Source organism: Arthrobacter sp. R3-55, from assembly GCF_054161505.1.
In genome coordinates this window covers 4673539-4697754 of the sequence record NZ_CP096423.1, presented here as the reverse complement: position 1 = coordinate 4697754, position 24216 = coordinate 4673539, and the positions used below count along the sequence as shown (strand labels likewise).

General features: G+C 60.3%; 24 protein-coding genes. 11 read left to right on the top strand and 13 right to left on the bottom strand.

What is annotated here, in order from left to right; all coding sequences use genetic code 11:
* The first annotated feature begins 408 nt into the window (after window positions 1-408).
* Window positions 409-1260 (top strand): alpha/beta fold hydrolase, encoded by an 852-nt coding sequence (locus tag M1D51_RS21520; RefSeq protein ID WP_458107976.1) that lies wholly within the window; start codon window positions 409-411, stop codon window positions 1258-1260.
* Window positions 1261-1280: 20 nt separating this feature from the next.
* On the opposite strand, the gene M1D51_RS21515 is transcribed toward M1D51_RS21520, so the two are convergent.
* The 10 genes from M1D51_RS21515 to M1D51_RS21470 form a co-directional block, all read right to left on the bottom strand.
* Window positions 1281-2078, bottom strand: a complete 798-nt coding sequence (locus M1D51_RS21515; RefSeq protein ID WP_458107975.1) for an ABC transporter permease — start codon at window positions 2076-2078, stop codon at window positions 1281-1283.
* Window positions 2075-2791: an ABC transporter ATP-binding protein gene (locus M1D51_RS21510; RefSeq protein WP_026547193.1), complete on the bottom strand. Its 717-nt coding sequence runs from the start codon at window positions 2789-2791 to the stop codon at window positions 2075-2077. The genes M1D51_RS21515 and M1D51_RS21510 overlap by 4 nt, the downstream gene beginning before the upstream one ends.
* 29 nt (window positions 2792-2820) lie before the next feature.
* A complete protein-coding gene (locus tag M1D51_RS21505) occupies window positions 2821-3642 on the bottom strand; it encodes a hypothetical protein (RefSeq protein WP_458107974.1) in 822 nt (273 codons plus the stop codon).
* A 66-nt stretch (window positions 3643-3708) separates the two neighbouring features.
* The gene (locus M1D51_RS21500; protein WP_458107973.1) at window positions 3709-4362 is read right to left on the bottom strand and encodes a response regulator transcription factor; all 654 of its coding nucleotides are present in this window, start codon (window positions 4360-4362) and stop codon (window positions 3709-3711) included.
* Window positions 4359-5513, bottom strand: a complete 1155-nt coding sequence (locus M1D51_RS21495; RefSeq protein ID WP_458107972.1) for a sensor histidine kinase — start codon at window positions 5511-5513, stop codon at window positions 4359-4361. Before M1D51_RS21495 ends, M1D51_RS21500 begins: the two co-directional genes overlap by 4 nt.
* Entirely contained in the window at window positions 5476-7296 is a 1821-nt protein-coding gene (locus tag M1D51_RS21490) for an ABC transporter ATP-binding protein (protein WP_458107971.1), read from the bottom strand. Before M1D51_RS21490 ends, M1D51_RS21495 begins: the two co-directional genes overlap by 38 nt.
* Window positions 7293-7724 (bottom strand): lasso peptide biosynthesis B2 protein, encoded by a 432-nt coding sequence (locus tag M1D51_RS21485; protein ID WP_458107970.1) that lies wholly within the window; start codon window positions 7722-7724, stop codon window positions 7293-7295. The genes M1D51_RS21490 and M1D51_RS21485 overlap by 4 nt, the downstream gene beginning before the upstream one ends.
* Window positions 7708-8022 carry a PqqD family protein gene (locus M1D51_RS21480; protein ID WP_458107969.1) on the bottom strand — a complete coding sequence of 105 codons (315 nt, stop codon included), beginning with the start codon at window positions 8020-8022 and terminating at the stop codon, window positions 7708-7710. The genes M1D51_RS21485 and M1D51_RS21480 overlap by 17 nt, the downstream gene beginning before the upstream one ends.
* Window positions 8019-9680, bottom strand: coding sequence for an asparagine synthase-related protein (locus M1D51_RS21475; protein WP_458107968.1), 1662 nt, complete (start codon window positions 9678-9680; stop codon window positions 8019-8021). Before M1D51_RS21475 ends, M1D51_RS21480 begins: the two co-directional genes overlap by 4 nt.
* Window positions 9681-9782: 102 nt before the next feature.
* Window positions 9783-9914 carry a lasso RiPP family leader peptide-containing protein gene (locus tag M1D51_RS21470; protein ID WP_235036171.1) on the bottom strand — a complete coding sequence of 44 codons (132 nt, stop codon included), beginning with the start codon at window positions 9912-9914 and terminating at the stop codon, window positions 9783-9785.
* Between the two features lie 301 nt (window positions 9915-10215).
* Between M1D51_RS21470 and M1D51_RS21465 the strand changes: the two genes are divergently transcribed.
* On the top strand, window positions 10216-10803 hold the full coding sequence (locus tag M1D51_RS21465; RefSeq protein WP_458107967.1) for a recombinase family protein: 588 nt from the start codon (window positions 10216-10218) through the stop codon (window positions 10801-10803).
* Between the two features lie 19 nt (window positions 10804-10822).
* Here M1D51_RS21465 and M1D51_RS21460 read toward each other — a convergent pair whose 3' ends face one another.
* Entirely contained in the window at window positions 10823-11671 is an 849-nt protein-coding gene (locus M1D51_RS21460; protein WP_458107966.1) for a MurR/RpiR family transcriptional regulator, read from the bottom strand.
* 149 nt (window positions 11672-11820) lie between these two features.
* On the opposite strand from M1D51_RS21460, the gene M1D51_RS21455 reads away from it, so the two are divergent.
* From M1D51_RS21455 to M1D51_RS21430, 6 genes are read left to right on the top strand one after another with little or no spacing between them, the layout of a single operon-like run.
* The gene (locus M1D51_RS21455) at window positions 11821-13008 is read left to right on the top strand and encodes a C45 family autoproteolytic acyltransferase/hydolase (RefSeq protein WP_458107965.1); all 1188 of its coding nucleotides are present in this window, start codon (window positions 11821-11823) and stop codon (window positions 13006-13008) included.
* Complete coding sequence (locus tag M1D51_RS21450; protein ID WP_458107964.1) at window positions 13005-14657, top strand: ABC transporter substrate-binding protein; 1653 nt, start codon at window positions 13005-13007, stop codon at window positions 14655-14657. The genes M1D51_RS21455 and M1D51_RS21450 overlap by 4 nt, the downstream gene beginning before the upstream one ends.
* Before the next feature lie 4 nt (window positions 14658-14661).
* Complete coding sequence (locus M1D51_RS21445; RefSeq protein WP_458107963.1) at window positions 14662-15612, top strand: ABC transporter permease; 951 nt, start codon at window positions 14662-14664, stop codon at window positions 15610-15612.
* A complete protein-coding gene (locus M1D51_RS21440) occupies window positions 15609-16472 on the top strand; it encodes an ABC transporter permease (RefSeq protein ID WP_458107962.1) in 864 nt (287 codons plus the stop codon). The genes M1D51_RS21445 and M1D51_RS21440 overlap by 4 nt, the downstream gene beginning before the upstream one ends.
* 4 nt (window positions 16473-16476) lie before the next feature.
* Entirely contained in the window at window positions 16477-17286 is an 810-nt protein-coding gene (locus M1D51_RS21435) for an ABC transporter ATP-binding protein (RefSeq protein ID WP_458107961.1), read from the top strand.
* Window positions 17283-18107: an ABC transporter ATP-binding protein gene (locus M1D51_RS21430; protein WP_458107960.1), complete on the top strand. Its 825-nt coding sequence runs from the start codon at window positions 17283-17285 to the stop codon at window positions 18105-18107. The genes M1D51_RS21435 and M1D51_RS21430 overlap by 4 nt, the downstream gene beginning before the upstream one ends.
* Before the next feature lie 380 nt (window positions 18108-18487).
* On the opposite strand, the gene M1D51_RS21425 is transcribed toward M1D51_RS21430, so the two are convergent.
* Window positions 18488-19768, bottom strand: a complete 1281-nt coding sequence (locus tag M1D51_RS21425; protein WP_458107959.1) for a pentapeptide repeat-containing protein — start codon at window positions 19766-19768, stop codon at window positions 18488-18490.
* A gap of 375 nt (window positions 19769-20143) precedes the next feature.
* A complete protein-coding gene (locus M1D51_RS21420; RefSeq protein ID WP_311212601.1) occupies window positions 20144-21499 on the bottom strand; it encodes a uracil-xanthine permease family protein in 1356 nt (451 codons plus the stop codon).
* Between the two features lie 254 nt (window positions 21500-21753).
* On the opposite strand from M1D51_RS21420, the gene M1D51_RS21415 reads away from it, so the two are divergent.
* The 3 genes from M1D51_RS21415 to M1D51_RS21405 all read left to right on the top strand — a co-directional run bounded on the left by M1D51_RS21415 (window position 21754) and on the right by M1D51_RS21405 (window position 24143).
* Window positions 21754-22359, top strand: a complete 606-nt coding sequence (locus tag M1D51_RS21415; protein ID WP_458107958.1) for a malonic semialdehyde reductase — start codon at window positions 21754-21756, stop codon at window positions 22357-22359.
* Window positions 22360-22893: 534 nt separating this feature from the next.
* Window positions 22894-23292 carry a helix-turn-helix domain-containing protein gene (locus tag M1D51_RS21410; protein ID WP_458107041.1) on the top strand — a complete coding sequence of 133 codons (399 nt, stop codon included), beginning with the start codon at window positions 22894-22896 and terminating at the stop codon, window positions 23290-23292.
* Window positions 23289-24143, top strand: a complete 855-nt coding sequence (locus M1D51_RS21405; RefSeq protein ID WP_458107040.1) for an IS3 family transposase — start codon at window positions 23289-23291, stop codon at window positions 24141-24143. The genes M1D51_RS21410 and M1D51_RS21405 overlap by 4 nt, the downstream gene beginning before the upstream one ends.
* The last annotated feature ends 73 nt before the right edge of the window (window positions 24144-24216 follow it).

Genomic DNA, 24216 nt, shown 5'->3' with positions numbered 1-24216 from the left:
AGGGCGAGAGAGCGCTCTCTGGGATGTGGGTTCACAGTATGTGCTGTGGGTCACTCACGTCAAGAGAGCGCTCTCTAGATGGGTTCTGTGTCGTTGTGAGTCGGCCCGCCGAGGGGTTAGATCTCCTGCCGCCGAGGGGTGAGTTCTCAAGTTGGTGAGGGGTTAGCTCTCGGGGGTATTGGGGGCTCTTTCTGCCGAGAACTCACCCCTCGGTGGGCCTCTCACTCACCTGCCGCCGAGGGGTTAGGTCTCAAGTTGGTGAGGGGTTAGCTCTCGGGGGTATTGGGGGCTCTTTCTGCCGAGAACCCGCCCCTCGGTGGCTGCGTACCGCTCACTGTTGATGCTCACGAGTCCTCAACTCGTCACGTTTGACCCGCGATCACATGCCGCCGGTGTTAGCGTTCGAGGGTGCATTCTGTTGACTGCGGGGCGGGGACCCCAATCCTGATCATCCACGGATTCTGTGTCGATCATCGCCTACTGCTGGGGCTCGACCCCGTGTTCGAAGCTCACGGTCAGTGGCGGCGGGTCTACGTGGACTTGCCGGGCATGGGCCAATCAGCGGCAGGACCCGAGATCGATAGCGCGGATGCCGTGGCCGAAACAGTGGTCTCCTTTGCCCGGCAGACCTTCGGTGCCGAAAAGTTCGCAGTCCTCGGAAACTCCTTCGGCGGCATGATCGCCCGTCACATGGTCGCCGAATTCGGGGAGCAGGTTCTTGGCCTGGCGCTCCTTTGCCCAGTGGTCGTTGCGGATAACGGGTCCCGAACCCTGCCTGCCAAGACAGTGCTCCAAACAGACCCGACCCTTTTGGCGGCCTTGGAACCCGCGGATGCGGCCGACTATGAGGCCATGGCCGTGGTCCAATCCCCCGAGAATTGGCTTCGTTTCCGAGACGCGGCTCTGCCGGGGTTTCGAGTCTTTGATCAGGCAGCAGTCCAGCGGATTTCCAGCAGCTACGCACTCCGTACCGAGCCGGAAAATCGCTTTGCCAGCTTTAGGGGGCCCACGCTTATTCTCGCTGGGCGCCAGGACCATGTGGTGGGGTTTGAGGATCAGACTGCGCTGGCGCGCAGCTACGCACAGTCCACCACCGCCGTCCTGGATCGGGCCGGGCACAACGCGCATCTGGACCAGCCGGAGCTAACGGCTGCCCTCCTTGGTGAGTGGTTGGAGCGGGTCAGTGACTGGAAAGAGCACGGCGTCGCCGCACGTTCTATTGAGAACCACGACGGCGGTCCCCGCCCGAGCCTTCGGTGAGGACCGCCGTCGTGCTTCAGTCAGCCGCGGACGTCACGCGTGCTGAACCTGAACCCTGCAAAGGCCACGAGGCCGGCTGTCCAGGTGAAGGTTACTATCGCGGCGGTGAGAGAACCCAGATCTGCATTCGGATAGGAACCTGTAACCAGGCCTGGGTCGAACAGCAGGACCCCGGCCACAGTGGGTAAATAGGCAAAGGCTGGAGTCAGCAGCAGCAACATCAACGACAATTGCGACACCACAATGAGCGTAAACAGCGGTATCAGCGTCTGTTTGAGCAGGATGCCCAGTGCGAACCCAATGAGGGCTATGGCATCCCAGAAAGCTATGGCACCAACCCAGCGGAGAAGGAGGCCTGCCGGAACGGTCCCGTTGATGACGGAAAGTTCGCCGAGACCAGACTGGGATAGCAAGCTCAACAGCGGAATGGTGACGAGGCCCAGCAGTGTGACGAACACTGTCAACGCAGCGCATTTCGCCAAATACAGGCGCTCGCGGTTCGGCGCGGCCACCAGGCTGCTCCGCAGTTGGCCCGACACGTATTCACTCGATGCGGCTATGACGCCGATGACAATGATTCCGATCAGTCCCAGCGCAACCCAGTCAAAACCCACCGTCTCCGGGCTCGCTCCTGGTGCAAGCCCGGGGTCGTTGGTTCGGAGTGCGTCTCCCACCGGGGCCGCCTGGGACCACCCGATGAGAACAACGATGAGACACGTCAGGGCTGCAGTGATCCATACGGACCTCAACGTGATGAGTTTGGTGAGTTCGGCGCGGAATAGGCTGGACTTCCGGGTAGTGTCCACCAGCGTAGTCATACGGCGTTTCCTTTAGCCGCACTGCCGGTCCAATCGAAGTAGGCGGCTTCCAGGTCATGGTGACCGGCTACCAGATCATCGACGTTTCCGGACTGAACAATGCGGCCACCGGAAATGACCACGATGTGGTCAGCGACGTGCTGGACCTCATTAATGAGATGGCTGGAAATAAGAACCGTCTTGCCGTTGGCTGCAAGGGTCCTCAGGAGCCCCCGGATCCAGCGAATGCCTTCGGGATCCAAGCCGTTGGTCGGCTCGTCGAGAACAATAATGCGTGGATCGCCGAGGAGGGCCGCAGCGATGCCCAGTCGCTGACCCATACCCAGTGAGTACGCTCCCACGCGCTTCCGGGCGGCGTCCGAAAGCCCGACGACCTCCAGAACTTCACCGATCCTCGACTGCGGAATGCCGTTGGATTGCGCAAGCCAGGTGAGATGGGCCTTGGCCGTGCGGCCTTTGTGGGCTCCCGAGCCGTCGAACTGGGCTCCTACGGTCCAGAGGGGGGCGGTGAGGTCCCGGTAGGGTTTTCCCTCGATGAGAGCGGACCCGCTGTCCGCCCGATCGAGGCCTAAAAGCAGACGGAAAGTTGTCGATTTGCCGGCCCCGTTCGGCCCGAGAAAGGCAGTAACTTTCCCGGGCTCGGCAGTCAGTGAGACGTCGATGATTCCGTCCGACTGCCCGTATTTCTTGCTCAAATTCTTGATCTCGATCACTGATTGATCTCCTTGGTAGTCGATGTCACTTAGCGGCGAACTGGTTGGCGGCGGAACAGAACAAGTGCAGCGATCAGAGCCGCGACCACCCAAACCGCGAGGACCAATCCGCCCGTAGCAGGTCCCAGGTCGCCCGGCGCAGGAGGCGGCAATTGGTAGAGCTGGGCTCCGGCCTTATCCGGCAGGAACTTGGCGAAGGGGGTGATGTTCACCAGGTACGTGGAGACAATGAGGGCCATCGCCAAGACAGTACCCATGGCTGCCAGCCCGCTGCGCAGGACCACCGACAGGGCGTAGGTGAACAGGGCGATGAGGATCCAGTAAAGGACCACGCCCCACAGGATTCCTGATCCCGCTTGTGGAGTGGCTGCTATCTGGCTGCTTTCGGCGGTGCAGTCGATGACCACGCAACGAATCCCGGCCGACCCGAACACACTCAGAACCGCCGTGACGAAAACGGCAACGACAATCACAATCGCTTTGGCCGCCAACACAACACGGCGCTGCGGGAGGCTGATCAAGGTGCTCCGAAGAGAGCCAGTGTCCGATTCCTGGTGCATGGACCATGCCGCCAGAAGGATGACCCCTATTTGTCCATAGTGGAGGATGACCAAAAAGGCCGTGCCAGCCTCAAGGCCGGCTGCCTCGCCAGGTCTCCCTGCTTTATGGGCAGCGTCGATCAGGCTGGTCAGTATCCAGGAAAGAAGCACCGTGAGCAGCACCGTTCCTGCCATGGTGTTGAGGCAAAGACGCAGTGTCAGAAGTTTGGTGGTTTCGGCCCTGATGGCGCGGATCATGGTGGTTCGCGATCCCGTCCGCACATCGGAGGTCGCGTTGGAAGATGCTGGCATGACTCAAGTCAATCCGGCCCGGCACCGCTTGTCTGTCTGCAGGTGTAGACAGTTGTGTCACCCAAATTAGACGGTCGAGGGGCCGACCAAGCCGCTTTCGTAGGCGATAACTACGAGTTGTGCCCTGTCCCGGGCGCCCAGTTTTGTCAGAATTCGACTCACATAAGTCCGCGCAGTGGTTCGCGTGAGAAACAGGGCCGCTGCTATCTCGTTATTGGAGGCGCCTTGTCCGATGAGGGTCAAGGTTTCGCGTTCGCGAACTGTCAGTTCGCTGATGCGTTCGTGTGCGGCCGGGCCCAGAGTGAAGCGGTCTATGAGGCGGCGGGTGATCTCTGGGGCGAGGAGGGCGTTTCCTTCATGTGCGGTTCGGATTGCCTTGAGAATGTCAGGCAACGGCGCGTTCTTGAGAAGAAAGCCGGAGGCACCCTGGCGGAGCGCCTGATAGACGTAGTCATCCATATCGAAGGTGGTCAGCATGACCAGCCGGGTGCGGGACTTCCGTGATGCCAGAACCCCCGCAGCTTCAAGACCGGTCATCCGGGGCATTCGAACATCCATCAACGCCACGTCGGGTTGATGATCCATGATGGCTTCTACGGCCTCTGCGCCGTCCACAACCACGGCGGTCACCGTCATGTCCGGCTCATCCTCGATCAAAAGGCGCAGCGATGTCCCGATGTGAGCATCGTCGTCTGCGATGAGGACGCTGATCTCGTTCATCGGTGTTCCACCCTCGCTGCAGTTCCCGGCAGTGAAACAGCCACCCCGTATCCATTGGCCTCCCGTCCTGCTTGAAAGGTTCCGCCCAATAACTCAGCCCGTTCACGCATTCCTGTGAGTCCGTGACCGTTCTTGGAAGCCAATGCTGCCCCCGGACCGTCGTCGAGGACGCTGATTCGCAGGTCGTCGCCTTCGGTCCTGATGGTGATCCGGCAGGTTTTTGCTCCGGAATGACGGATCACGTTTGTCAGGGCCTCCTGAATGATCCGATACGCGGTGGTTCGCTGCGCGGCCGGAAGGCCCTGGGTACTTTCGTCGGCGTCGATCACAACAGATATCCCGGCTCGTATGGCCGGCTGCGACAGCTCCTGCACCAGTTCCGGAAGGCTTCCCAGGGGAGTGTCGTCAGCCGCTTCACTGCGTTCCCGGCGCATCAAGACCTGGAGTTGTCTCAACGCGTCACGGGCGTCGGACTCGATGCCCTGCAGCGCGGATCGTAGATCGTCTGTGGTGGACGACTTTACATGGGCCACGACACCTGCCCGCAGTCCAATCCCTCCCAGGGTGTGAGACAGCACGTCGTGGATATCACGGGCGAGCCGAAGCCGTTCCTGCGCGCGGGCATTGCGCTCGGTTTCGTACCGCATGCGCTGGGTGCGGATTCCCAAGACCCACGCTGCCCCGATGATGACAGCGCCAAGGATAATTCCCCGGATGCGCGCTTCGGCGCCCTCGGCGGAGACAAGAAGCAAGGATGCGAACAGAAGAATTTCCAGCGCGATCAACCATGCAGGAAAGAGGCGTGTCCCGAATCTTTCCGCGGCGATGTAGAGACAGAGCCCGGTAAGCAGGAAAGGATCCTCAGTCATTCCTAAGGCCCACCCCGCCGCCGTGACGGCGCCGGTCCAGGCAGCGGCAAGCCACGGAAACCGGGACCGAAGGCAGAGCCCGAGGACAACAAGGCCCCCCAGGGCCAGCTGGACCAGCCGTCCTGGCGATTCCGGCGGAACCACGGTGATCCAAAGCCCGGCCACCACAATGAGGCCGACCAGACCGTTTAGCAGAACCCGAATAATCGTTTCCCGGACTACGGAGGGGCGAACGTTTTCTGGATCAGCGCTGCGCGTCGTGCTCGGGTGTCGTTGCTTCATAGGCCATCTCATTTGTCAGGAATTGGTTCTGAGCGAGTTCCCGATAAAGAGGCGACGTCTGCATCAATTCTGTATGGGTACCGCTTGCCACGACCTTGCCTTCATCGAGCACCAGGATCAAGTCAGAGCTTTGCACGGTGGCGAGGCGGTGGGCAACGATGACCAAGGTGCACCCCGAAGTTACGTCGGCGATGAGTTCCCTCACCCTTTCCTCGCTCACCCCGTCCAGGTTGGAGGTCGATTCGTCCAGAAGAAGCATCGAAGGGTTTGCAAGCAAGGCCCGGGCCACAGCAATTCGCTGCCGTTCTCCTCCGGAGAGGAGCACGGCTCCTTCACCGACCTCCGCGTCGAGGCCAAGTTCTGACCTCCGAAGGATAGATGTGAGATTCAGTCGTTCAAGAATGGCCATCATGTCCTCGTCGGAGGCATCCGGACTCCCTATGTTTAGGTTGTCCCGGAGGGTCCCGGCAACAGCGGGTGCGTCCTGCTCGACATAGGCGATGTTGGCCCGGACCGCTGACCTGGCTACTTGGTTGACGTCGGTTCCGCCGAACAAGATTTGCCCATCGGAAGCATCGTAGAAGCGGGCGATGAGGTTCAGGATAGTGCTCTTACCTGCCCCGGAAGGACCAACGATTGCAACTCGCTGACTTGATCCGATCTGGAATGAGACATCGCTCAACGTTGACCGCTGACTGGACCCTTCCGTCTCCTCGGAAGGATGGTCGTACTCAAAGCTCACACCACGGAAAACCAGGCTGGAATCTCTGATGGTGGGGACCGTGTTGCCCGCAACGACGGGTGTGTCCCGTTCGGTGGGGAGCTGCAGGATTTCGTTAATACGCGCCACGCCTCCAAGCGCTTCCCCTATGGCACTCACGGTGCCGAACAGTTGGCCGAGGGGCATGATGAGGAGGAACAGGAAGAGAATGAACGAAACGAGGTCGGCCACCGTCAATTCGCCCGATGCCACTCTTAGCCCGCCGACTCCTATAACGGCGAGGAAGGTCACTTGCATGGCGATGGAGGAAATAGGGGAAACCAATGCTGTAGTGGCCGCGACGCGTAGTCCAATGGTCCAGACGCTGTTCGCGTCTTCCTTAACGCGTTGGGATTCACGTGTACTTGCGTTGGCTGCACGCACAGTTCGTGTCGCTCGGATGGCGCGGTCCATGGAGGACGAGAGCTTCCCCAGGGCAGTTTGTACGCCGAGGCTGGCGCGTTCGATGTAGGAGGTGACCCAAACGACTGCTGCGACCGAAACCAGAGCGGCTCCCAAGGCAATGATCACCAGAACGGGGTCCAGGAAGAGCATTGCCACGAGTGCGCCGATGATGGTGAAAACACCTGCGAAGGATTCCACAAAGCCTTGGCTCAGCATGTTCCGTATCACTGTGGTGTCCGTCGTCACGCGTGCCACAAGATCGCCTACGCGGCGCTGGTCCAATGTGGGAACCGGAAGGTGAAGGATGTGGTCGATGAGGTTGTGGCGAGACCTCCTGATGGCGGTCTCGGCGGTGCGCTGGATTAGGTACTGCCTGATGCCACCAAGAACTCCCCCCACAAGGATGAGCCCACCAACAAGCCATGGCAGGAGTTCCAAGGGCTTGGAAGCGCTGACTCGGTCGATCACTTCACGGACCAGCAAAGGTTGTGCCAAAGAAAGCGCAGATCCCAAAAGGCTGAGGATCACGATGAGGACAACGAGTCGGCGTTGAACGGCTACGTGACGGAACAATTCAGTCAGTCCGGCACGTCGAGAGGTATTGGCTGTGGTCTTCATTTGTTGCTCGTTTCTCCGGGCTGAGCCACGGTGAGGACAGGGACGTAGCTGCGGATACGATGCGGCTCGTCGATCGGCACCCCGTCCACTTCAATCCATGCATGGGCAGCGAAGGGCTCAAGTTGGTATCCCGTTTTCCATCCCGGAGAGTGACCTTCCATTCGACAGAGCATGAAGGCTGCGATCGACCGCTGCAGGCACCCCTCGCCGGCGCAGCGGGCACTAACGGCACATACGGCCGCCCGTATGAGTCGTGCTTGTTGGGCGTTGGTGGAACGAACTGGATGCGAAAGGCCATTGAGAGCTGACTGAAGAAGCGTCGGCGGCAGCAAGGTCATCACCCAGGCGACGCCGACCACCGTGTGAGTCCGCAACCGGAACAGCCCCTGTGGCACGACGGTCGGCTGTGGACTAATGGGAAGGCTCATGCCTGACCCTTCGGATAATTCCGGACTGCTGTAGTTCACCAATCAAAGCGTGGACATCCTGGCGAACACGGTTGTGGTCAACTCCGTAGGATTCAGAGATTTTGTCAACGACGTCACCCACCTGGAGGTTTTGGTCGATTGCAGCCATGACGTCGGCTGCTGTGCCGTTTCCACGCCAGTAAGTGCCGCCGCGGGCGTCGAAGACCGTTACCCCGTCATCATCTATGTTGAAGGTGATTTTCGGTGAAGGTTGGAATACGTCTCCCGCTGCAATGGTGCGGGTTGTCTTCTTCCTCATTGAATGGTCCTGACCCATCTCTCGACGCCGGCGAGTTGTTCGATTTCAAAGAGTTCATCCGTGCTGACTACCGGCATGCTCAAGGCATCGCGTACAGCGTCAGGGTTGATATGGCCCATGTCCACCAGATAACTTTCGTCGAAGAGGCGGGACAGATCGTGTCGACGCTTCTTGTACTCGGTGAACAGGTCGGAACTGTATTCACCCTTGTCTTCGCGAGTGAACAACCAGCGGGGGGCAACAGGCACCGTCGCCCGTGCCAGGAGCGGTTTGTTGCCGCGCGTTCCAATGAGGATGTCTGTAGGCAGACTCAGAACGAGACGGACTACCGCATCGTCCAAGTAGGGCGCCTCCCAAGCGACGCCGAGGTGTTCGTAGGCATGATTTACTTGCCGCACAATTTCGCCTTGGAACATGATGGCCTCGGTCATCTGATGCCTGAAGCGATCTTTATGGTGCGGACTGGCTCCTTGTCTGAGCGCATCCTTCGCTTTTTCCGCCACTACTTCCCGGGTTTCTGCTGTGGCGAATTTGGAGATGCCGAATCCGGGTGCCCACGAGAAAGCTTCAGCGGGCCCCACGATGTTCCCCGCCGGGGCCTCAACGCGCCTCAGCATTTCAGTTTCAAAGTTGACGTTGGACCCCACCGCTCGGGCTACAGCCAGCGTGGACCACCGCTGCATTTTCCTTAGCCGGCGAATTATACGAAGACCTGCTTTCCATGATGACGTCGTGAGGAGGTCGAGGGCCGTCACGGGAAGTGGATCAAACAATTCGTCGCCGCCAACGCCCGTCACGTGAGCCTTGACCCCACGTTGGGAGGCATCAATTAGCAGTAACCCAAGGTGCTTGGAATTCCCGGCCCATGCCAGCGGGCCGTCATCGATGCCCTGGATGTTCTGATCGAAGTCGCTGAACGCGCCTGCTGTGGCGGTCAGCGACTCTAACTCAGTGAAATCCCCGCGTAATTCCGATGCTGCTCGGCGTGCGTACTGGCTATCCCGGTTATGAGGATCGTCCGTACCCGCATGGTAGTAAATGCTGTCTTCCTGAAGTGAATTCAGTATGTAGGCCAGGCTGGTGGAGTCCATGCCGCCCGACACATCAGCGCTCAATGTCCCGTAGGACAGAATGCGGCGTTCCATAGACCGTGTCAGCTCAGCGAGCAGCAGTTCAGCCGCTTCGGGTAGATCTAGGTTGGGGTGGCCCGCCGCAACTGCCTGATCCAGCACCTGGGGACGCCCATTGCGGTAGGTGAGCGTGGAACCTGGTTTGACTGTATTGATTCCTTCCCAGAAGGGAAGGTGGCGCAGGAAGCCAGGCAAATTTGTGCACAGGGCCAGACGGACCCGGCTGTCATCTAGCTTGCTGTGGGCAATCCGCCGCAGTGCTCCCTGGGATGTCGAGGCAATGGGTGCTCCGCCGATGTCAGTCCAGTACAGAGTCTGTGCAGTTGAGATTGATCCGGTGGTGGCGCGGGCGAATCTCGGCGTTGCGCCATCGTCATCACGTGAATGATGGGGGACCGCGGAATCCCTCACTTGCCGCTCGCTGAGCTTGGAATCGAGGATGATGACATCGGCGCTGGGCGGCAAGGCCGTGGATTCGTCGATCAATCCCGCGGCACTGCGTCTGCTGGCTAAGAAGAGTTGTGGCATTGTGTCCTGGCACCTGACGTGTGATGGAGCGGATGAAAGCCTGATGCAGAACGGGAGCCTCGTCGCGATGACGAGGCTCCCGCTCGTACCTCTGTACTGCTATCAGCCGATGTCGACCTTAACGAATGCCCGACCGCCGAAGATGTCGCGCCAGCGTCCGAACCAAACACCGTTTGTCACTTCACGGAACGAACCCACCCGCGCTACACGCGGAGCAGAATAGTTGCTTTTCATCATCATCCCTCCTCCCTAGGTGATAATTACACGGCCACTTTGCCGGTTGTAACTCGAGTATCACTTCTGGTCGATAATGTGACAAGAGACATCAAGGACTTTCTTAAAATTGTTTTAGTTTCTAATTTTGCTGTGTCATACTGGCGAGGCAGATCCTGTGGTTCCAGTCATGGCAGGGCCGCGGATGCGCTTTCCAGAAGTCATTATCGGGCACTTGTGAGCGCCGCGTATCTCTTGGGCATATTTACGGATACGCATGTGTCAAAACTCAATACGGTATTCAAATAGTTTCAACTCAAAAATGGGGGTTTTTGGGAAATTGGAAAGACTCAATATTTCTATTGGTTACGCCAGGGAAAGCAACTTTGGTCCGTCCCTTGCGGATCAGGTCCAGGTGCTCAAAGCGGCCGGCGCCGTGGATGTCTATGAGGAGCGTGCAACCGGGGCAACTGAGCTCAGGGAGCAATGGAGGGCCTGCTTCGAGGCACTCAAGCCAGGGGACTCGCTGCTGGTGAGTGACCTGACGAGGCTGGGACGCAGTACCTCGGACTTGGTGGGCATCATTGCGCTGCTGGCCGAGCGGAGCGTGACTTTCCGGGTAGTGGCGGAACCTTGGTTGGATACCGGAGGCCAGCACGGTCGGGTGATCCTCGGGTTGTTCGAATCCATAGCGAACTATGAACGCAGCAGGTTGTCCGAGCGAACCACAGTGGGGCTCGCGGCCGCCCGGGCCCGCGGGCGCCTTGGTGGGCGGCCACCGGCGATGACCCCGCACAAATTGGAAGCGGCGCGGAACCTCAGGAGTAAGAAGATGACTCTCAGCGAGATTGCTGACACGTTGGGAGTCAGTACGTCCACAGTCGCAAGGGCCTTGAGTGGTCCACTGTAGGCCGTGGTGATCGGCGGGCTTAGTACCCCAGCTGCTCGCGCAATGCCGTGAGCTGGTGCGACGATTCCACGGCCTGCTCGTGATCCACGGAAACCAGCGCCTGAACCAGGACGTCACTCAGCACGATCGACGGCAACGCCTCCGTAGTCATGCCTGTCGGCGTGTGTGGGGCGAGGATTACGGCATCGGCCAGGTCATGCAAAGCCGACTCGGGCTCATCCGTCAGTAAGACGACGGACGCACCAACCGAGCGTGCCCGCTTAAGCAGCACTTCGACGTCGACCGTTACCCGTCCCGGCGCGAAGACGACCACCACATCCTGGCTTCCAAGCTGGAGCAAATCATCCGCGAGCCGGAATCCGTCGCTGGAAATGCATCGTGCGCGCCTGCCGATTCTGTTACAGCGCAGTGCCAGGTTCAGTGCTGCGATTCCGGACGCGCCCACGCCGTAACTGACAATCGTGGAACCTCTCATGAGAAGTTCGACGGCGGGAGCGATCGCCTCCGCCGGGTCGGCACTGGAGGCGAGTTCCAGCCTGTCCTTGGCCTCGGACCATACATTGTACCAGATGTCTTCGATGCTGGCACCCATGTGGTCGATGCGCTGTTGCATGCGGACTTCCGGCGCCACCGTTGAAGTGAAGGGCGTTGCGATGTCCCTTTTGAGTTCCTGCAATCCGGAGTATTCCAGGGACTGAACCGTGCGGACCACCGTGGCGCTGCTGGTCCCACTCTCGGCGCCGAGCTCCTGCGCGCTCGCGTAGAGAAGACGCTCGGGAGAGCTGTTGGTGAGGAATGTGCTCACTGTCCGCTCGGCCTTGGAGAGCTTGTCCCAATGCTCGCGGACACGACCACGCAGATTAATCATGCCCCGATTTTTCGTAACGTCTGTTACAGAAGTCACATTGGATGTATTGTTCATTCTAAAGAAGCCCTCACTTGTAACGGTTGTTCCAAAGATACCCCTTCCAACACCGGATCACAGTGAGACCCAACCGAATGAAAGGCCCTACGGATATGAACAACACATCCTTGAGGATCGTGGAGATCTCCGGACCTCCGCTGGAACGGGGGCGTCAGTACGGCAGTGCTGCTGCAGACCTGATTACGAAAGCCATCGATTTCTACACCGAGGCTTTCCAGCAGCAGACGGGACTCACTTGGGATCAGCTGCGCGGACGGGCCGGACGCTGGATGGGACTGTGCACGGAAACGGCCCCGGATCTGGTCACAGAAATGCGCGGCATCGCTGAAGGCAGCGGCAGGGACGTCCTGGACATCATGGTGCTGAACCTCCGCGGCGAAATCATCTACGACGCCGGTTTCGCGAAGGCGCCCGAGCCTGAAGAGCGCGACGACGTGGACGGGTGCACCTCGTTCGTTTTGACTGACGGGGCTTCCGGCGACGGCCACATGTACGTCGGCCAGAACTGGGACTGGCGTTTCGGCGCGCAGGAAACTGTGATGATCCTACGGGTGGTCCAAGACCCCAAGCCCACGCTGATCATGCAGGTTGAGGCTGGCCAGATCGGCCGCCACGGAGCAAACTCCGCAGGTATCGCCCTCAATGCCAACGGATTGGGAGGCAGGTTCAATGACGAACTCGGCATGCCGCAGACATTCATACGGCGCATGGTCCTGGATCAGGCTGAACTACCGGATGCGCTGAATACGCTCTTCCGCCAGAAACCGCACATCGCCAGCAACGCGGTGTTGTCCCACCGTTCCGGATTCTCCATTGACGTAGAGACCACACCGGGAAGCAACGGCTGGATGTACCCGGAGAAATCCGGAGTACTGGTCCACGGCAATCACTATGAAGCGTTTATGCCGGTACAACTGGCGGCCACCTACCGGCCGGTCTCCGTGGACTCCCTCTTCAGGGTTCCCCAAGCGAGGCGCGGGCTGGAACGGGTCAGCACTGCCACAAGCACAGGGCAATCCCGGGAACTCATCAAGTCAGCCATGTCAGACCACCTGGGTTACCCCGAATCCGTGTGCACCCACCCGGACGAGCGACGCCCGCGTGTCCGCCAGTGGGCCACATTGCTCTCCAGCTGCGTGGACCTCACAACCGGCGAATACCTGGTCACCAACGGACCACCGTGCGACCACCACTACGAACAAATGCCCTGGAACCTCTACGACGGGCCTGGTTCCGCCCACGACTCCTTCAACCCCACCATTGCAGAGGTATCACTGTGAAACTCAACGACAGATTCAAGCCCTTTGCCCGAACCGGCGTGATCGCCGGCGCGGCCGTCTTCACTCTGGCTCTCAGTGCCTGCAACGCAGCAGGTCCGCAGGCCCAGAGCACCCCCACCGATGTTTCCTTCGGTCCTACAACATCGGAAGCCGCCGGCAAGATCGACTCCTTCACTTGGATGATCACCCAGGAGCCCGCAACGTTCGACTTGGATATCGACAGCGCAACAGCTGAAAACACGGTCATGTCCAACGTCTGCGAACGGCTGATGCAGCTCCAGCCGGATCTCACCACCACGCCCCATTTGGCCGAGAAAGCTGAATGGACCTCGGACACCACAGTGGTCTTTACACTCCGCAACGACGTGACCTTCCACGACGGCACCCCAATGACCGCCGACGACGTGCTCTGGAGCATGCAACGCCACGCAGCCAAGGGCGCCGACGAGTCCGACGAATACGCCAACGTCACCGACATGGCAAAGACAGGTGACAACCAAATCACTGTCACCCTGAAGCAACGGGACGCTATTTTCCTCCAAGCCATGGCCGGCAACGGCGGAATCGTGCTGAACCGAAAAGTGGTGGAGGCACAAGGCGCAAACTACGGGTCGCCGTCGGCCCCTGATGCTTGTTCTGGTCCCCTCAAACTGGACAAGTGGTCAGCCGGTTCCAGCATCACGCTCACTAAGTCCGCCGATTACTGGGATGCCGACAACGCTTCCTTGGCGGACACCATCACCTTCCGCTGGGCTGATGACAACGCGATCGTGAACGCCCTGACCAGCGGTGAAGCCCAAGGCTCGTATCTGGACAGCCCGGCGACGGCGGGACCGCTGCAGAAGAGCGACAAAGTCCAGATCGCCCAGGGGCCTTCCACCAACGTCTGGTCTCTCATAGCTACAGAGCGCGGCACATTGAAGGATGAACGGATCCGTCAGGCACTGTCCCTGGCTTTGAACCGGCAAGGCGTGGCTCAGGCCGCATTCGGAGGACTGGCCAAACCTTGGAAGGCGCCTGTCGGGCCGGGTGCTTGGGGTTACGAAGAACCAACCTTCAGCGCAGCATACGAAGCCCTGGCAGGGGCGCCTGCCCAGCCGTCCAACGAGGATCTGGAAAAGGCAAAGAAGCTGGTGCAGGAAGCGGGCGTGCCTGCGGAACCGATCGTGGTGGCGAACAGCGGCGACTCCATCCGCAACGTCATCTCCAGCGCCCTGGTTGAAGCGGCGCACAAGATCGGCCTCAAGGCTGAAATCGTCACGATCCCGCGCCAGCAGTACGGGGACTTCTACTCGGACGCCTCCTTGCGAGCTCAAGCAGATCTCTTCTCCGACGAGTACTACATCTCCAAGAATGACCCCGTTGGCTTCTACAAGAACGGTGCCTCCATAGCGAAGGTGAACTTCGTGAAATTCGCCAGCGAGAGTTACGACAACACGGTCAAGGAAGCCCAGGCCACCACCGACGACGCGGCCCGGGCAAAGCTTGCCATCGATCTGGAGAAGCAGTGGACGGACGCCGTCGTCTGGATTCCTGTGGCTCACACACCAGCAACCATCGCGATGTCGAAGGACATCAGCGGGGCACCGTCGTCGGCGTCGTTCCTTTACTACCCGTGGGCCGCGGACGTCGGCAGCAGCAAGAAGTAATGCCATGATCCGTGCAGCAACCCGCATCGCGGGAATGATCCTGACCTTGGTGGTGAGCTCGATTGTCATCTTCGCCGCTATGTATGCGGCGCCGGGGGATCCGGTCACATTCCTGATTGGCAATCCGGAGAACATCACCCCCGAGCGGGTCGCTGAAGTGAAGGCACAGTACAACCTGGATCAGCCCCTGGTGGTCCAGTACTGGCTGTGGGCATCCCAGGCTTTCATCGGTGACCTCGGCACGTCTTTCCAGTATCATCAGCCGGTGGCCGAGCTGATGGCCACGCGACTTCCCGCAACCCTGGCGTTGGTAGCCATCGCATCAATGCTGTTCATCGTGGCCGGCGTCGGCCTGGGCATCCTGTCCGCGCTGCGCCAAGGCAAGCGGACCGACTCCACCATCACGGCAGCCACGACGCTGGCGGCCTCCGTTCCTTCGTTCGTCATTGGACTGCTGCTGGTGTCCGTCTTCTCCGTGCAACTGGGATGGTTCCCCGTTTCCGGTGCCGGCGAAGGATTCTTGGACCGGCTGCACCACCTTGCGCTGCCTGCAGTGGCCCTGGCCGTTGGCGCCGTCGCCATTGTCAGCAGGGTGACCCGGCAATCCATGGTGGAGCAGTTGTCCATGGATCACGTGGAAGCGGCCCGGAGTTTCGGGCTGGCTCCGTCCAAGCTGATCCGACGGCATGTCCTGCGCAACGCCTGGGGCCCGATCCTGACCATGGTGGCGCTTGTGGTGGCCAGCATGCTGGCCGGAACCGTCGTCGTCGAAAGCGTCTTTGGCATCAGCGGTGTGGGCAAGCTGCTGGTGGACGCCATCAACACCCACGACTTCCCCGTGGTGCAGGCCGTGCTCCTCTACATGGTGATCACGTACATGGTGGTCACCACGCTGGTGGACTTGGTGCACCCGCTGCTTGATCCGCGCATCAAGGCAAAGGACAAGAAATCATGAGCTCCCTTTCGACGTCCACGTTGGCGTCCACCCCGGTTATTGGCAGGAAGAAGCGCGACGTTGCGTATCTTCTGAGCCTTGGCTTCCTGATCGTTGTGGTTGCGGCCGCACTGCTGGCACCTTGGGTGGCCCCCTACGCCGCCAATGCGGTGGACTTCACCGCGATCTGGCAGGCGCCGGGTGGCGTCCACGTACTCGGCACCGACCAAGTGGGCCAGGACTTGTTCTCCCGGCTCGTCCACGGCGCCCGGGAGTCACTGCTCGGACCGCTCGCCTTGCTGGCGTTGGCCACGGTTTTCGGCGTGACGATTGGAACCGTTGCCGCGTGGAACGGCGGCTGGATAGACGTGGTGCTGGCCCGCATTACCGACGTCATGTTCGCCTTCCCGGGCCTCCTGTTCGTGGTGCTGGTGATCGCCGTGTTCGGCAAAGGACCGGCGACGGCGATCGTCGCCCTAGCGCTGGCTTACGCCCCCGTCATCGCCAAGTTCACCCGATCCCTGGCGCTCGCGGAGATGGCTCGTCCATATGTGGATGCGTATCGCGTTCAGGGCGTAGGCGGCTTCTTCCTCTGCGTCCGGTACATCATCCCCAACCTGACTCCGCCGCTCCTCGGGTACCTCGTGGTGCTGTTCGGTGAAGGACTCATGAGCCTCGCAACTCTCAGCTTCCTGGGCTTCGGCGCCCAACCGCCCAGCTCCGAATGGGGGCTCATGGTCCAGGAAGGCCAGTCCGGCATCATCCAGGGCCACATCTGGCCGACGCTGGTTCCCGGTGCCGCCATCGCCGCCGTCGTGGTGGCCGTCAACGTGGTGGGTGTGCGGCTGTCCGACCGCCTGAACTCACGGTTTGAGAGGTAGGAAAATGCTGCTCAATATAGAAAATCTCAGCCTGACCATCACTGCGAACGGCCTGGTGAACCCGATCCTCGACGACGTGAGTCTCTCCGTTGACGCCGGCGAAGTGGTGGGACTTGTAGGCGAGTCCGGGTCGGGGAAGTCCACCACAGCGCGAGCCGTGCTGAGGCTGTACCCGGAAACGGCCGCCGTCGACGGTTCCATAACGGTGGGCGGGACGGAGGTTCTTGCCGCAACCCGGGCGGAGCTCCACGGGGTTCGATCCTCGGAAGTTGCCATGATCCATCAGGATCCCCGCGCTGCGCTCAATCCGGTCCGAAGGATTGGTGACTCTCTGACGGAGCGGCTGGTTCATGTGCTGGGCGTTAGCCGCTCCGAGGCCGCGGCCACTGGGGTGGAGCTCCTTTCCGCTGTGGGCATCCGGCAGCCGGAAGAACGGATGCGCCAGTATCCTCACGAGCTTTCCGGCGGCATGCTCCAGCGTGTTGTAATAGCTGCCGCGCTCACCGGACAGCCGAAGCTGCTGCTGGCGGACGAGGCCACCAGTGCTCTGGACGTTACAACGCAGGCGGAAGTACTGGCAATTCTGCGTGACCTTCAGACGCAGCGCGGCTTGGGAGTTTTGCTCATTACCCATGATCTCCATCTGGCCGCCGCCTACTGCGACCGGGTGTACGTGATGTACCGGGGGCGGATCGTGGAAGAACTGCGTGGAGCTGACCTCTTCCACGGGGCCCAACACGAATACACCCGGCAACTGCTGGCGGCCGTCCCGGCCATCGGCCATCTTCCGAATTCAGAAAGCAGGGCATCATGAGCGGGCACGTCCTGGAGGTCGCGGGTCTGCAGAAGGCCTTCCGAGTGGGTGCGGGCAACGTTGTGGCCTGCAACAACGTCAGCTTCACCATCCCGCCGGGTGGTTCCATGGGGCTGGTGGGTGAGTCGGGCTCGGGTAAGAGCACTATCGCCCGTATGTTGGTGGGCCTTGAGACGCCCGACGCCGGCACTATCCACGTGCGGGGACGGCAGCTTGGGACTCGGGAACGAGGACGCGCGGCCCGCCTGCGGCGTGCCAAGGAGATCCAGATGGTGTTTCAGGATCCGTACGGTTCGCTGGATCGCCGGCTCACTGTGGCGCAGTGTTTGGATCAGGCGATGAAGCTGCATGGTCTTGATTCCGGTTCATCGCGGGTTGCTGCGCTTCTGGATCAGGTGGGTCTGTTGGTCAAGCACGGTGAGTCCAAGCCCCACCAGCTCAGTGGTGGTCAGCGGCAGCGGGTGGCGATCGCCCGGTGCTTGGCGATTGAGCCGTCCGTGATGGTGTTGGACGAGGCGGTGTCAGCTTTGGATGTGTCTGTCCAGGCGCAGATTCTTGCTTTGCTGAACGAGATCCGTTCTTCGTCCGGAATCGCTCTGTTGTTCGTCAGCCACGACCTTGCAGTGGTCTCCGAGGTCACCGACGATGTGCTGGTCATGTATCGGGGCTCGATCATGGAGCAGGGGCCAACGGGACGAGTGCTGAATGCGCCGGAGCACAGTTACACAAAGCTGCTGATCTCCTCGATGCCCGGGCCGGGATGGGACCCTGCGGATGTCCTGCAGCGGCGCGCGGCGTTCATGGCGGAGGTGGGGGTGTGAGGTTGGCGCCTTTGCCGGATCCGTGTCCGGAGTCGGGGGAGGCCTGACTGTCCGTAGTGCTCGGGCCGGAGACAGCTTGACGTTTCAGCACTGTGTTGGCTTTGACGCCGCCTGCGTCTTGACTGAAAATCTCGTCATCCGCCGCGGGAGAGTCCTTGAATGAACACCCCCAATTCGCAGTACTCAAGAATGAGTGGGCGAACGCCTCGCGGTTTACTGTGCGAGTCGGTGACTGTTGAGAGCATCGGCTCAACCATGGACATAGGGGACGGTCGCGGCGGCTGCAAGTGCCGGGCAACGCCGGAATGATGAATGCCTATATCATGTCCGTTCGGCAAGAACAGATGAGATTGGATCGCAACTGATCGTTGCTTTAGTGCTCAGTGCCGTGGTGATATCAAGGTTTGCGGCTGGCTCGCTAACTCTGTGGCGGCGTGCTCGTCCCCACACTCACAGATTACTGTGTAGCTGGGGTCTATCCATTCGAACCTCTCCCATAGCAGACGGTCGCCGGTGTCTGGACATGCCGAGATGAAGCCCTCCCCATCCTCCGACTCAGACGGCGATTCAGACTCGATGATCATCCCGTCGAATGTTGCGAAAGGTATTTCGTGGTCCGCGTCTGCCAATCCGAGGTAATTGTCATTGAAATAGGGAACAAGGCTGAAATTTGTGAAGCTGAACATCGTGCCAGATTGGAACTTTGTACCTCCGCACCGGACCTCTTTGAGGAATTCGGATGCACGAAACCAAGCATTTCCCTGAAAAGTAACCTTAGAAAGCCATGTTCGCCCCATGAAGAGACAACCATCGAACTGCGCATTGGCACCGAAAGTTGCTTCACGCAAATTGGTGTTCCCGTGGAAGATGCTTGCGTTAAAGTCAACTTTTTTTTGAAAAATGCAGTTGGAGAAGTCTAAAGCTTCAATGAAGCATCGACTCAAATCGAAGCTCATGTTGGACCAGGTGCGAGGGTCATCTAGGCTACGCCTTGTTCCTCGGGCAATTGAGGCAAGAATGGCTCTCCGGACCTCGACTTCGTCGGAGCGGGCGTGCAAATCATATTCATCACCAACCCTTTGCCGTTCAGCCCGGTACGACGCCCGGTCGTGCTTTGAAGGGTGAGCAACAATTTCGGGACGGCTCAGGAGTGATCGCTGAGCTAGTTTCGGCGCTGTTACGTATGGAGTCTTCTCAGTAGAATTCGTGGGAACGGGGCTCCGCATGTATCCGCACAGTAGGTCCACGCACTGTTGTCGATTCTCACTCCATTCATCACCCAATGCGGCAAGTGCGTAGACCCCTCCAAGTCTCGTTGCCGCATTCTCTGCCCCTAGCATCTCTGCAGCCTTTGCAAATCGCTCGTCATAGTGCTCGGTGGAACGTAATTTTGCTTCAGCCTTTTCCAAGTCTAGCTTTTGTTCGGACTGTGTGTGACTTCGATATTTGAGAACTGTGAAGGCGACGAACAAGAATCCGCCGAACAAGGTGATTGCAATTGTGATAGTTGGAACTCGAATTCCCTGCGAACCGCCTGACATGTTGCTCTCCATCGGAGTACCGCACTTTTGGCTTGGGGTTCCATAAAAAGTGGATTCTTGAAAGGCCAGCCCGTAGAAAAGCAGGAAAAGTGTTGAGCACGCCGCTGCAACGAAGATCATTAAGGGCAGCGTCGCGAATTGCGACAGGGGCCTCGTTCGCCATGCTCCGTTACGTCCTTTCGCCAAGAGCCTCGACCCTACGATGAAGGAAGCAGCTGTCACAGCAGCCGTGACGTAGGCCGACAACGCTACAGGCGACAGCAGGTCAAGGCGGCAGTCCATATTTGCGCTTCTCTCGGCAAGTGGGTTCTCAAACCTAATGAGCATACTCGCTGGGGTCTGGCAGTCGGGCCGTCGGTTGAGAATCTGAAACAAGGTGGACTTGAGTTCTGAGATGCGGTGGAGTTGTTGATTCGACCACCCCGCAGGGCATGGCGGTTTTGTGCCGGGCGGTTCGCCCAAGATGCCGGGTGGCTTGGCTCACAAGGCCAACCCCTACTTCCCCTTCTTCCCGCCCCGCTTAGCCGCAGCGTTCATCGCCGACTTCACCGCAGGCGGCAGCCCCGCCGTCTCGGTCTCCGGCTCAGCGACGGTCCCGCGCCAGCGAGCCAGCCCCTTCATGCCGTGGTATATCACCAGGGCAGCAGCGGAACCAAGGGCAATGCCCGTGAACTTCAGCTCGCCAATGGTCCAGGTGTAGTCCGCGATGCCGATAATCAGGGCAACAGCAGCCGTGGTCAGGTTGATCGGGTTGGAGAAGTTGACCTTGTTCTGCACCCAGATCTTCACGCCAAGCACGCCGATCATGCCGTACAGCATGGTCGCAGCACCACCCAGGACGCCGGCCGGGACGGTCGCGATCAGTTCGCCGAATTTCGGGGAGAAGCTCAGCAGGATGGCGAAGATACCGGCCACCCAGTAGGCCGCCGTCGAGTAAACCTTGGTGGCGGCCATGACGCCGATGTTCTCCGCGTATGTCGTGGTACCGGAGCCGCCGCCGAACCCGGCAAGTACGGTCGCGGCGCCGTCGGCCATCAGCGCGCGGCCGGAGACGCCGTCGAGGTTCTGGCCTGTCATCGCGGCCACCGACTTCACGTGCCCCACGTTCTCAGCAACCAGCACCAGCACCACCGGAACAAACAGGCCCACCACGCCGATGTGGAACTCGGGCGTTTGGAACAGCGGCAGGCCAATCCACGCGGCGGCGTCCATCTTTTCGTAGGACACCTCGCCCCGCATCATTGCCACGAGATAACCCACTACGACGCCCACCAGGATGCTCAGGCGACCCAGAATCCCGCGGAACAGAACAGAAACCAAGATGATCGTCACCAGTGTGATGAGCGCGGTAACGGGTGCGAGGTCGAAGTTCGCCTTTGCAGCCGGCGCCAGGTTGAGGCCGATCAGCGCCACAATGGCGCCCGTGACGATCGGCGGCATCAGCCGGTTGATCCATTCCGCGCCAAATTTCTGCACCACCGCACCAATAAGCGCCAGTACGACGCCGGCAAGCACCACGCCGCCCAAGGCGCCACTGACGCCGTACTGCTGCTGGGACGCCATGATCGGGGCGATGAAAGCGAAGCTCGAACCCAGGTAACTGGGCACCCGGCCCTTGGTAATCACCAGGAACAGCAGGGTGCCGATACCGGAGAAGAGCAGGGTGGTGGCGGGCGGCATGCCCGTGATGATGGGGACCAGGAAGGTCGCGCCGAACATGGCCACCACGTGTTGCATGCCGATGCCGATGGTCAGGGGCCATGCGAGCCGCTCATCGGGTGCCACCACGTGGCCGGGGCGAATGGACTTGCCGTTGCCGTGGAGCTTCCATTTGATGCCGAGCATGCTCATGGCGGGCCTTCCTCAGAAGAGTGTTGGGATTCGGTGCAACATTACCGCCATTGCGGGGCCCGCTCTACGCGCCCCGCGCGCTGGGGAGCGCGCAAAGCGGGCCTCACAACGCAAGGAAACGACACGCGGAGTCACGCTGTGTGCCCAACGTCACGGGCCGTCATGGGAAGAGGACAACGGAACTTGAAGTTGCAACCATGGAAAGCAGAAGTGCCCGGCCGGCTCAGGGTCAGGCCCAGCGAAAGGTTCACGAAATGACGATCGCCCACGAAGAAGCAGTCATTGACGCCGCAGCAGTCGACGCCATTTTTGCCGAAGCCCGTACCGCCAACAGCTTCGCCGGTGAGGTCACCGAGGAGCAGGCCCGCGCCATCTACGAGCTCACCAAGTTTGGCCCCACAGCCTTCAACTCCCAGCCGCTCCGCGTGACATATGTCCGCTCCGATGAGGCCCGCGCCAAGCTGGTGGACACCCTTTCCAACGGCAACAAGGCCAAGACCGCCTCCGCTCCGCTGGTCGCCATCCTCTCTTACGACACCGACTGGCAGGGTCAGTGGGACAAGTTCCTGCCCGCCTACGGCGCGCCCAAGGCCATGTACGACGCCGATCCCGCTTTCGCCGCTGCTACGGGCAACAACAACGCTCATTTGCAGGCAGGCTACTTCATCCTGGCCGTGCGCTCGCTCGGTTTCGCTGCCGGCCCCATGACCGGTGCGGACTTCTCCGCGATCGACGCCGAATTCTTCCCGGCCGGCGACCAGAAGAGCTTCCTCGTGGTCAACATTGGCCAGCCCCGCCCGGATGCCTGGGGTGAAGCCAAGCCGAAGTTCGCTTACGAGGACGTTGTTCGCACCGTCTAAGTTTCGCGCCGTATAAGTTCCCACTGTCTAAGTGCGGACGGCCCAAGTTCTCCGCAGCAAAAACGCCCGCTCACTGTCCTGTGAGCGGGCGTTTTGCGTTGCCGGCACCCTCGACCCTCTACCAGATCCCTCGGGCTTAAGGTCGGCGCGCTCTCACATCCCTCGGGCTTGAGACCAACCCTCTATCACCCGCGTTCAGAACCGTGGGTTCGAACCTTCCCTCACGCCGCTCGGGTGCGCCCCCAGCTGTTCGAATCCGGCTTGGTCCGACCCGTGGGTTGTGGGAGAGGGTTCGCTTGAGGCCCGCGGGATGAACTGCTCCCCTGAAGTTGGACTGAGAATTTCAGTTCCGATTTGAGGGGAGCAGTTTTTATGTGTTCGCGTAGTTCTTTGTCTGTGGTGCAGCGGGTCTCGGCTGTAGCGTGTTTTGAAAGGGGTCTGGGGTATCGGGCGGCGGCCCGGTACTTGGATGCGCCGCCTGTGCCGGTCAGGGGACTGTATGGGTTATGGAGGATTCATGGGCGAGGAGTGTTGGTGACCAAGGCGCCGAAGTCATACTCTTTCGAGGTCAAGCTGGCGCTGGTGCAGCGGTTCCTGGCGGGCGAAACCGGGCCGGACTTGGCTGTTGAAGCGGGCCTGTCTTCACGTCAACTGCTGCAGAAATGGGTCAGGGCTTATCGATTGGCGGGTGAGGATGGGTTGCGGCCAAAACGCAACGGCACGCCAGCGAAGCCGAAGGTCGCACCTTCTCGGGAACCCGGGGCCGTGCCCTCGCGGAAGCCTGGTGCCGTGCCGTCCGTGAAGTCCGGGGCAGCTCCGCGGTCTGCGGAGGTTTCGGAGCTTGAGCAACTGCGTCGGGAGAACGAACTGTTGCGGGCTGAGGTGGCCTACTTGGGAAAATTGCGGGCCTTGAGGGCTCAGGAACGACGGTGAAGGTTCAAGCCCTCGTTGCTCTCAAGGCTGATTACCCGCTCCCGGTTCTGCTGCGGGTCGCGGGGCTGGCCCGCTCGACGTTCTTCTACCATCAGGCCCGGCTCCTGTCCCCGGACCCGAAGGAAGCTCTCAAGAGCGCCATCACAACGATCTTCACGACCAACCACGGCCGTTACGGACATCGCCGCATCCACACCGAGCTGGTGAAGCACGGCTGGACGGTGGCGAAGAAGACCGTGCTGAAACTGATGCGCGCCCTGGCCCTGCGCTGCAAGGTTCGGCAGCGGAAACGCTATAACTCCTACCAAGGCGAACAGGGCGTGATTGCACCGAACCTGCTGAACCGGGAATTCGACGCCGATGCTCCGAACCAGAAGTGGGTCACCGACGTCACCGAGTTCCGCGTCGGGGACCGGAAGCTCTACCTTTCACCCGTCATGGACCTTTTCGACCGGCAAATCATCTCCTATTCCATCGGTAACTCCCCGAACCTGGAACTGGCCAACACCTCGCTGCGTCAGGCCATCACCTGCCTGGAACCGGGTCAAAAACCGTTGGTGCACTCGGACCAAGGTTTCCAATACCAGCACGTGTTCTGGCGGCAACTGCTCAGCGAAGCCGGCGCCACCCAGTCAATGTCCCGCAAGGGCAACTGCTACGACAACGCGGTCATGGAGAACTTCTTCGGACATCTCAAGGAAGAACTCTTCCACCACGTCCGGTTTCTCAGCACCGACGCCCTGGCAACAGCACTGCACGAGTACATCCGCTGGTACAACAACGAAAGGATCTCCACCAAACTCGAAGGCCAGAGCCCGGTCCAATACCGGGCCCAGACCCTCGCAGCCTAAAATCCCAATAGCCAGTCCAACAATCGGGGACCAGTTCAGGAGGTGGGAGAGGGTTCGCTTGAGGCCGGCGGGA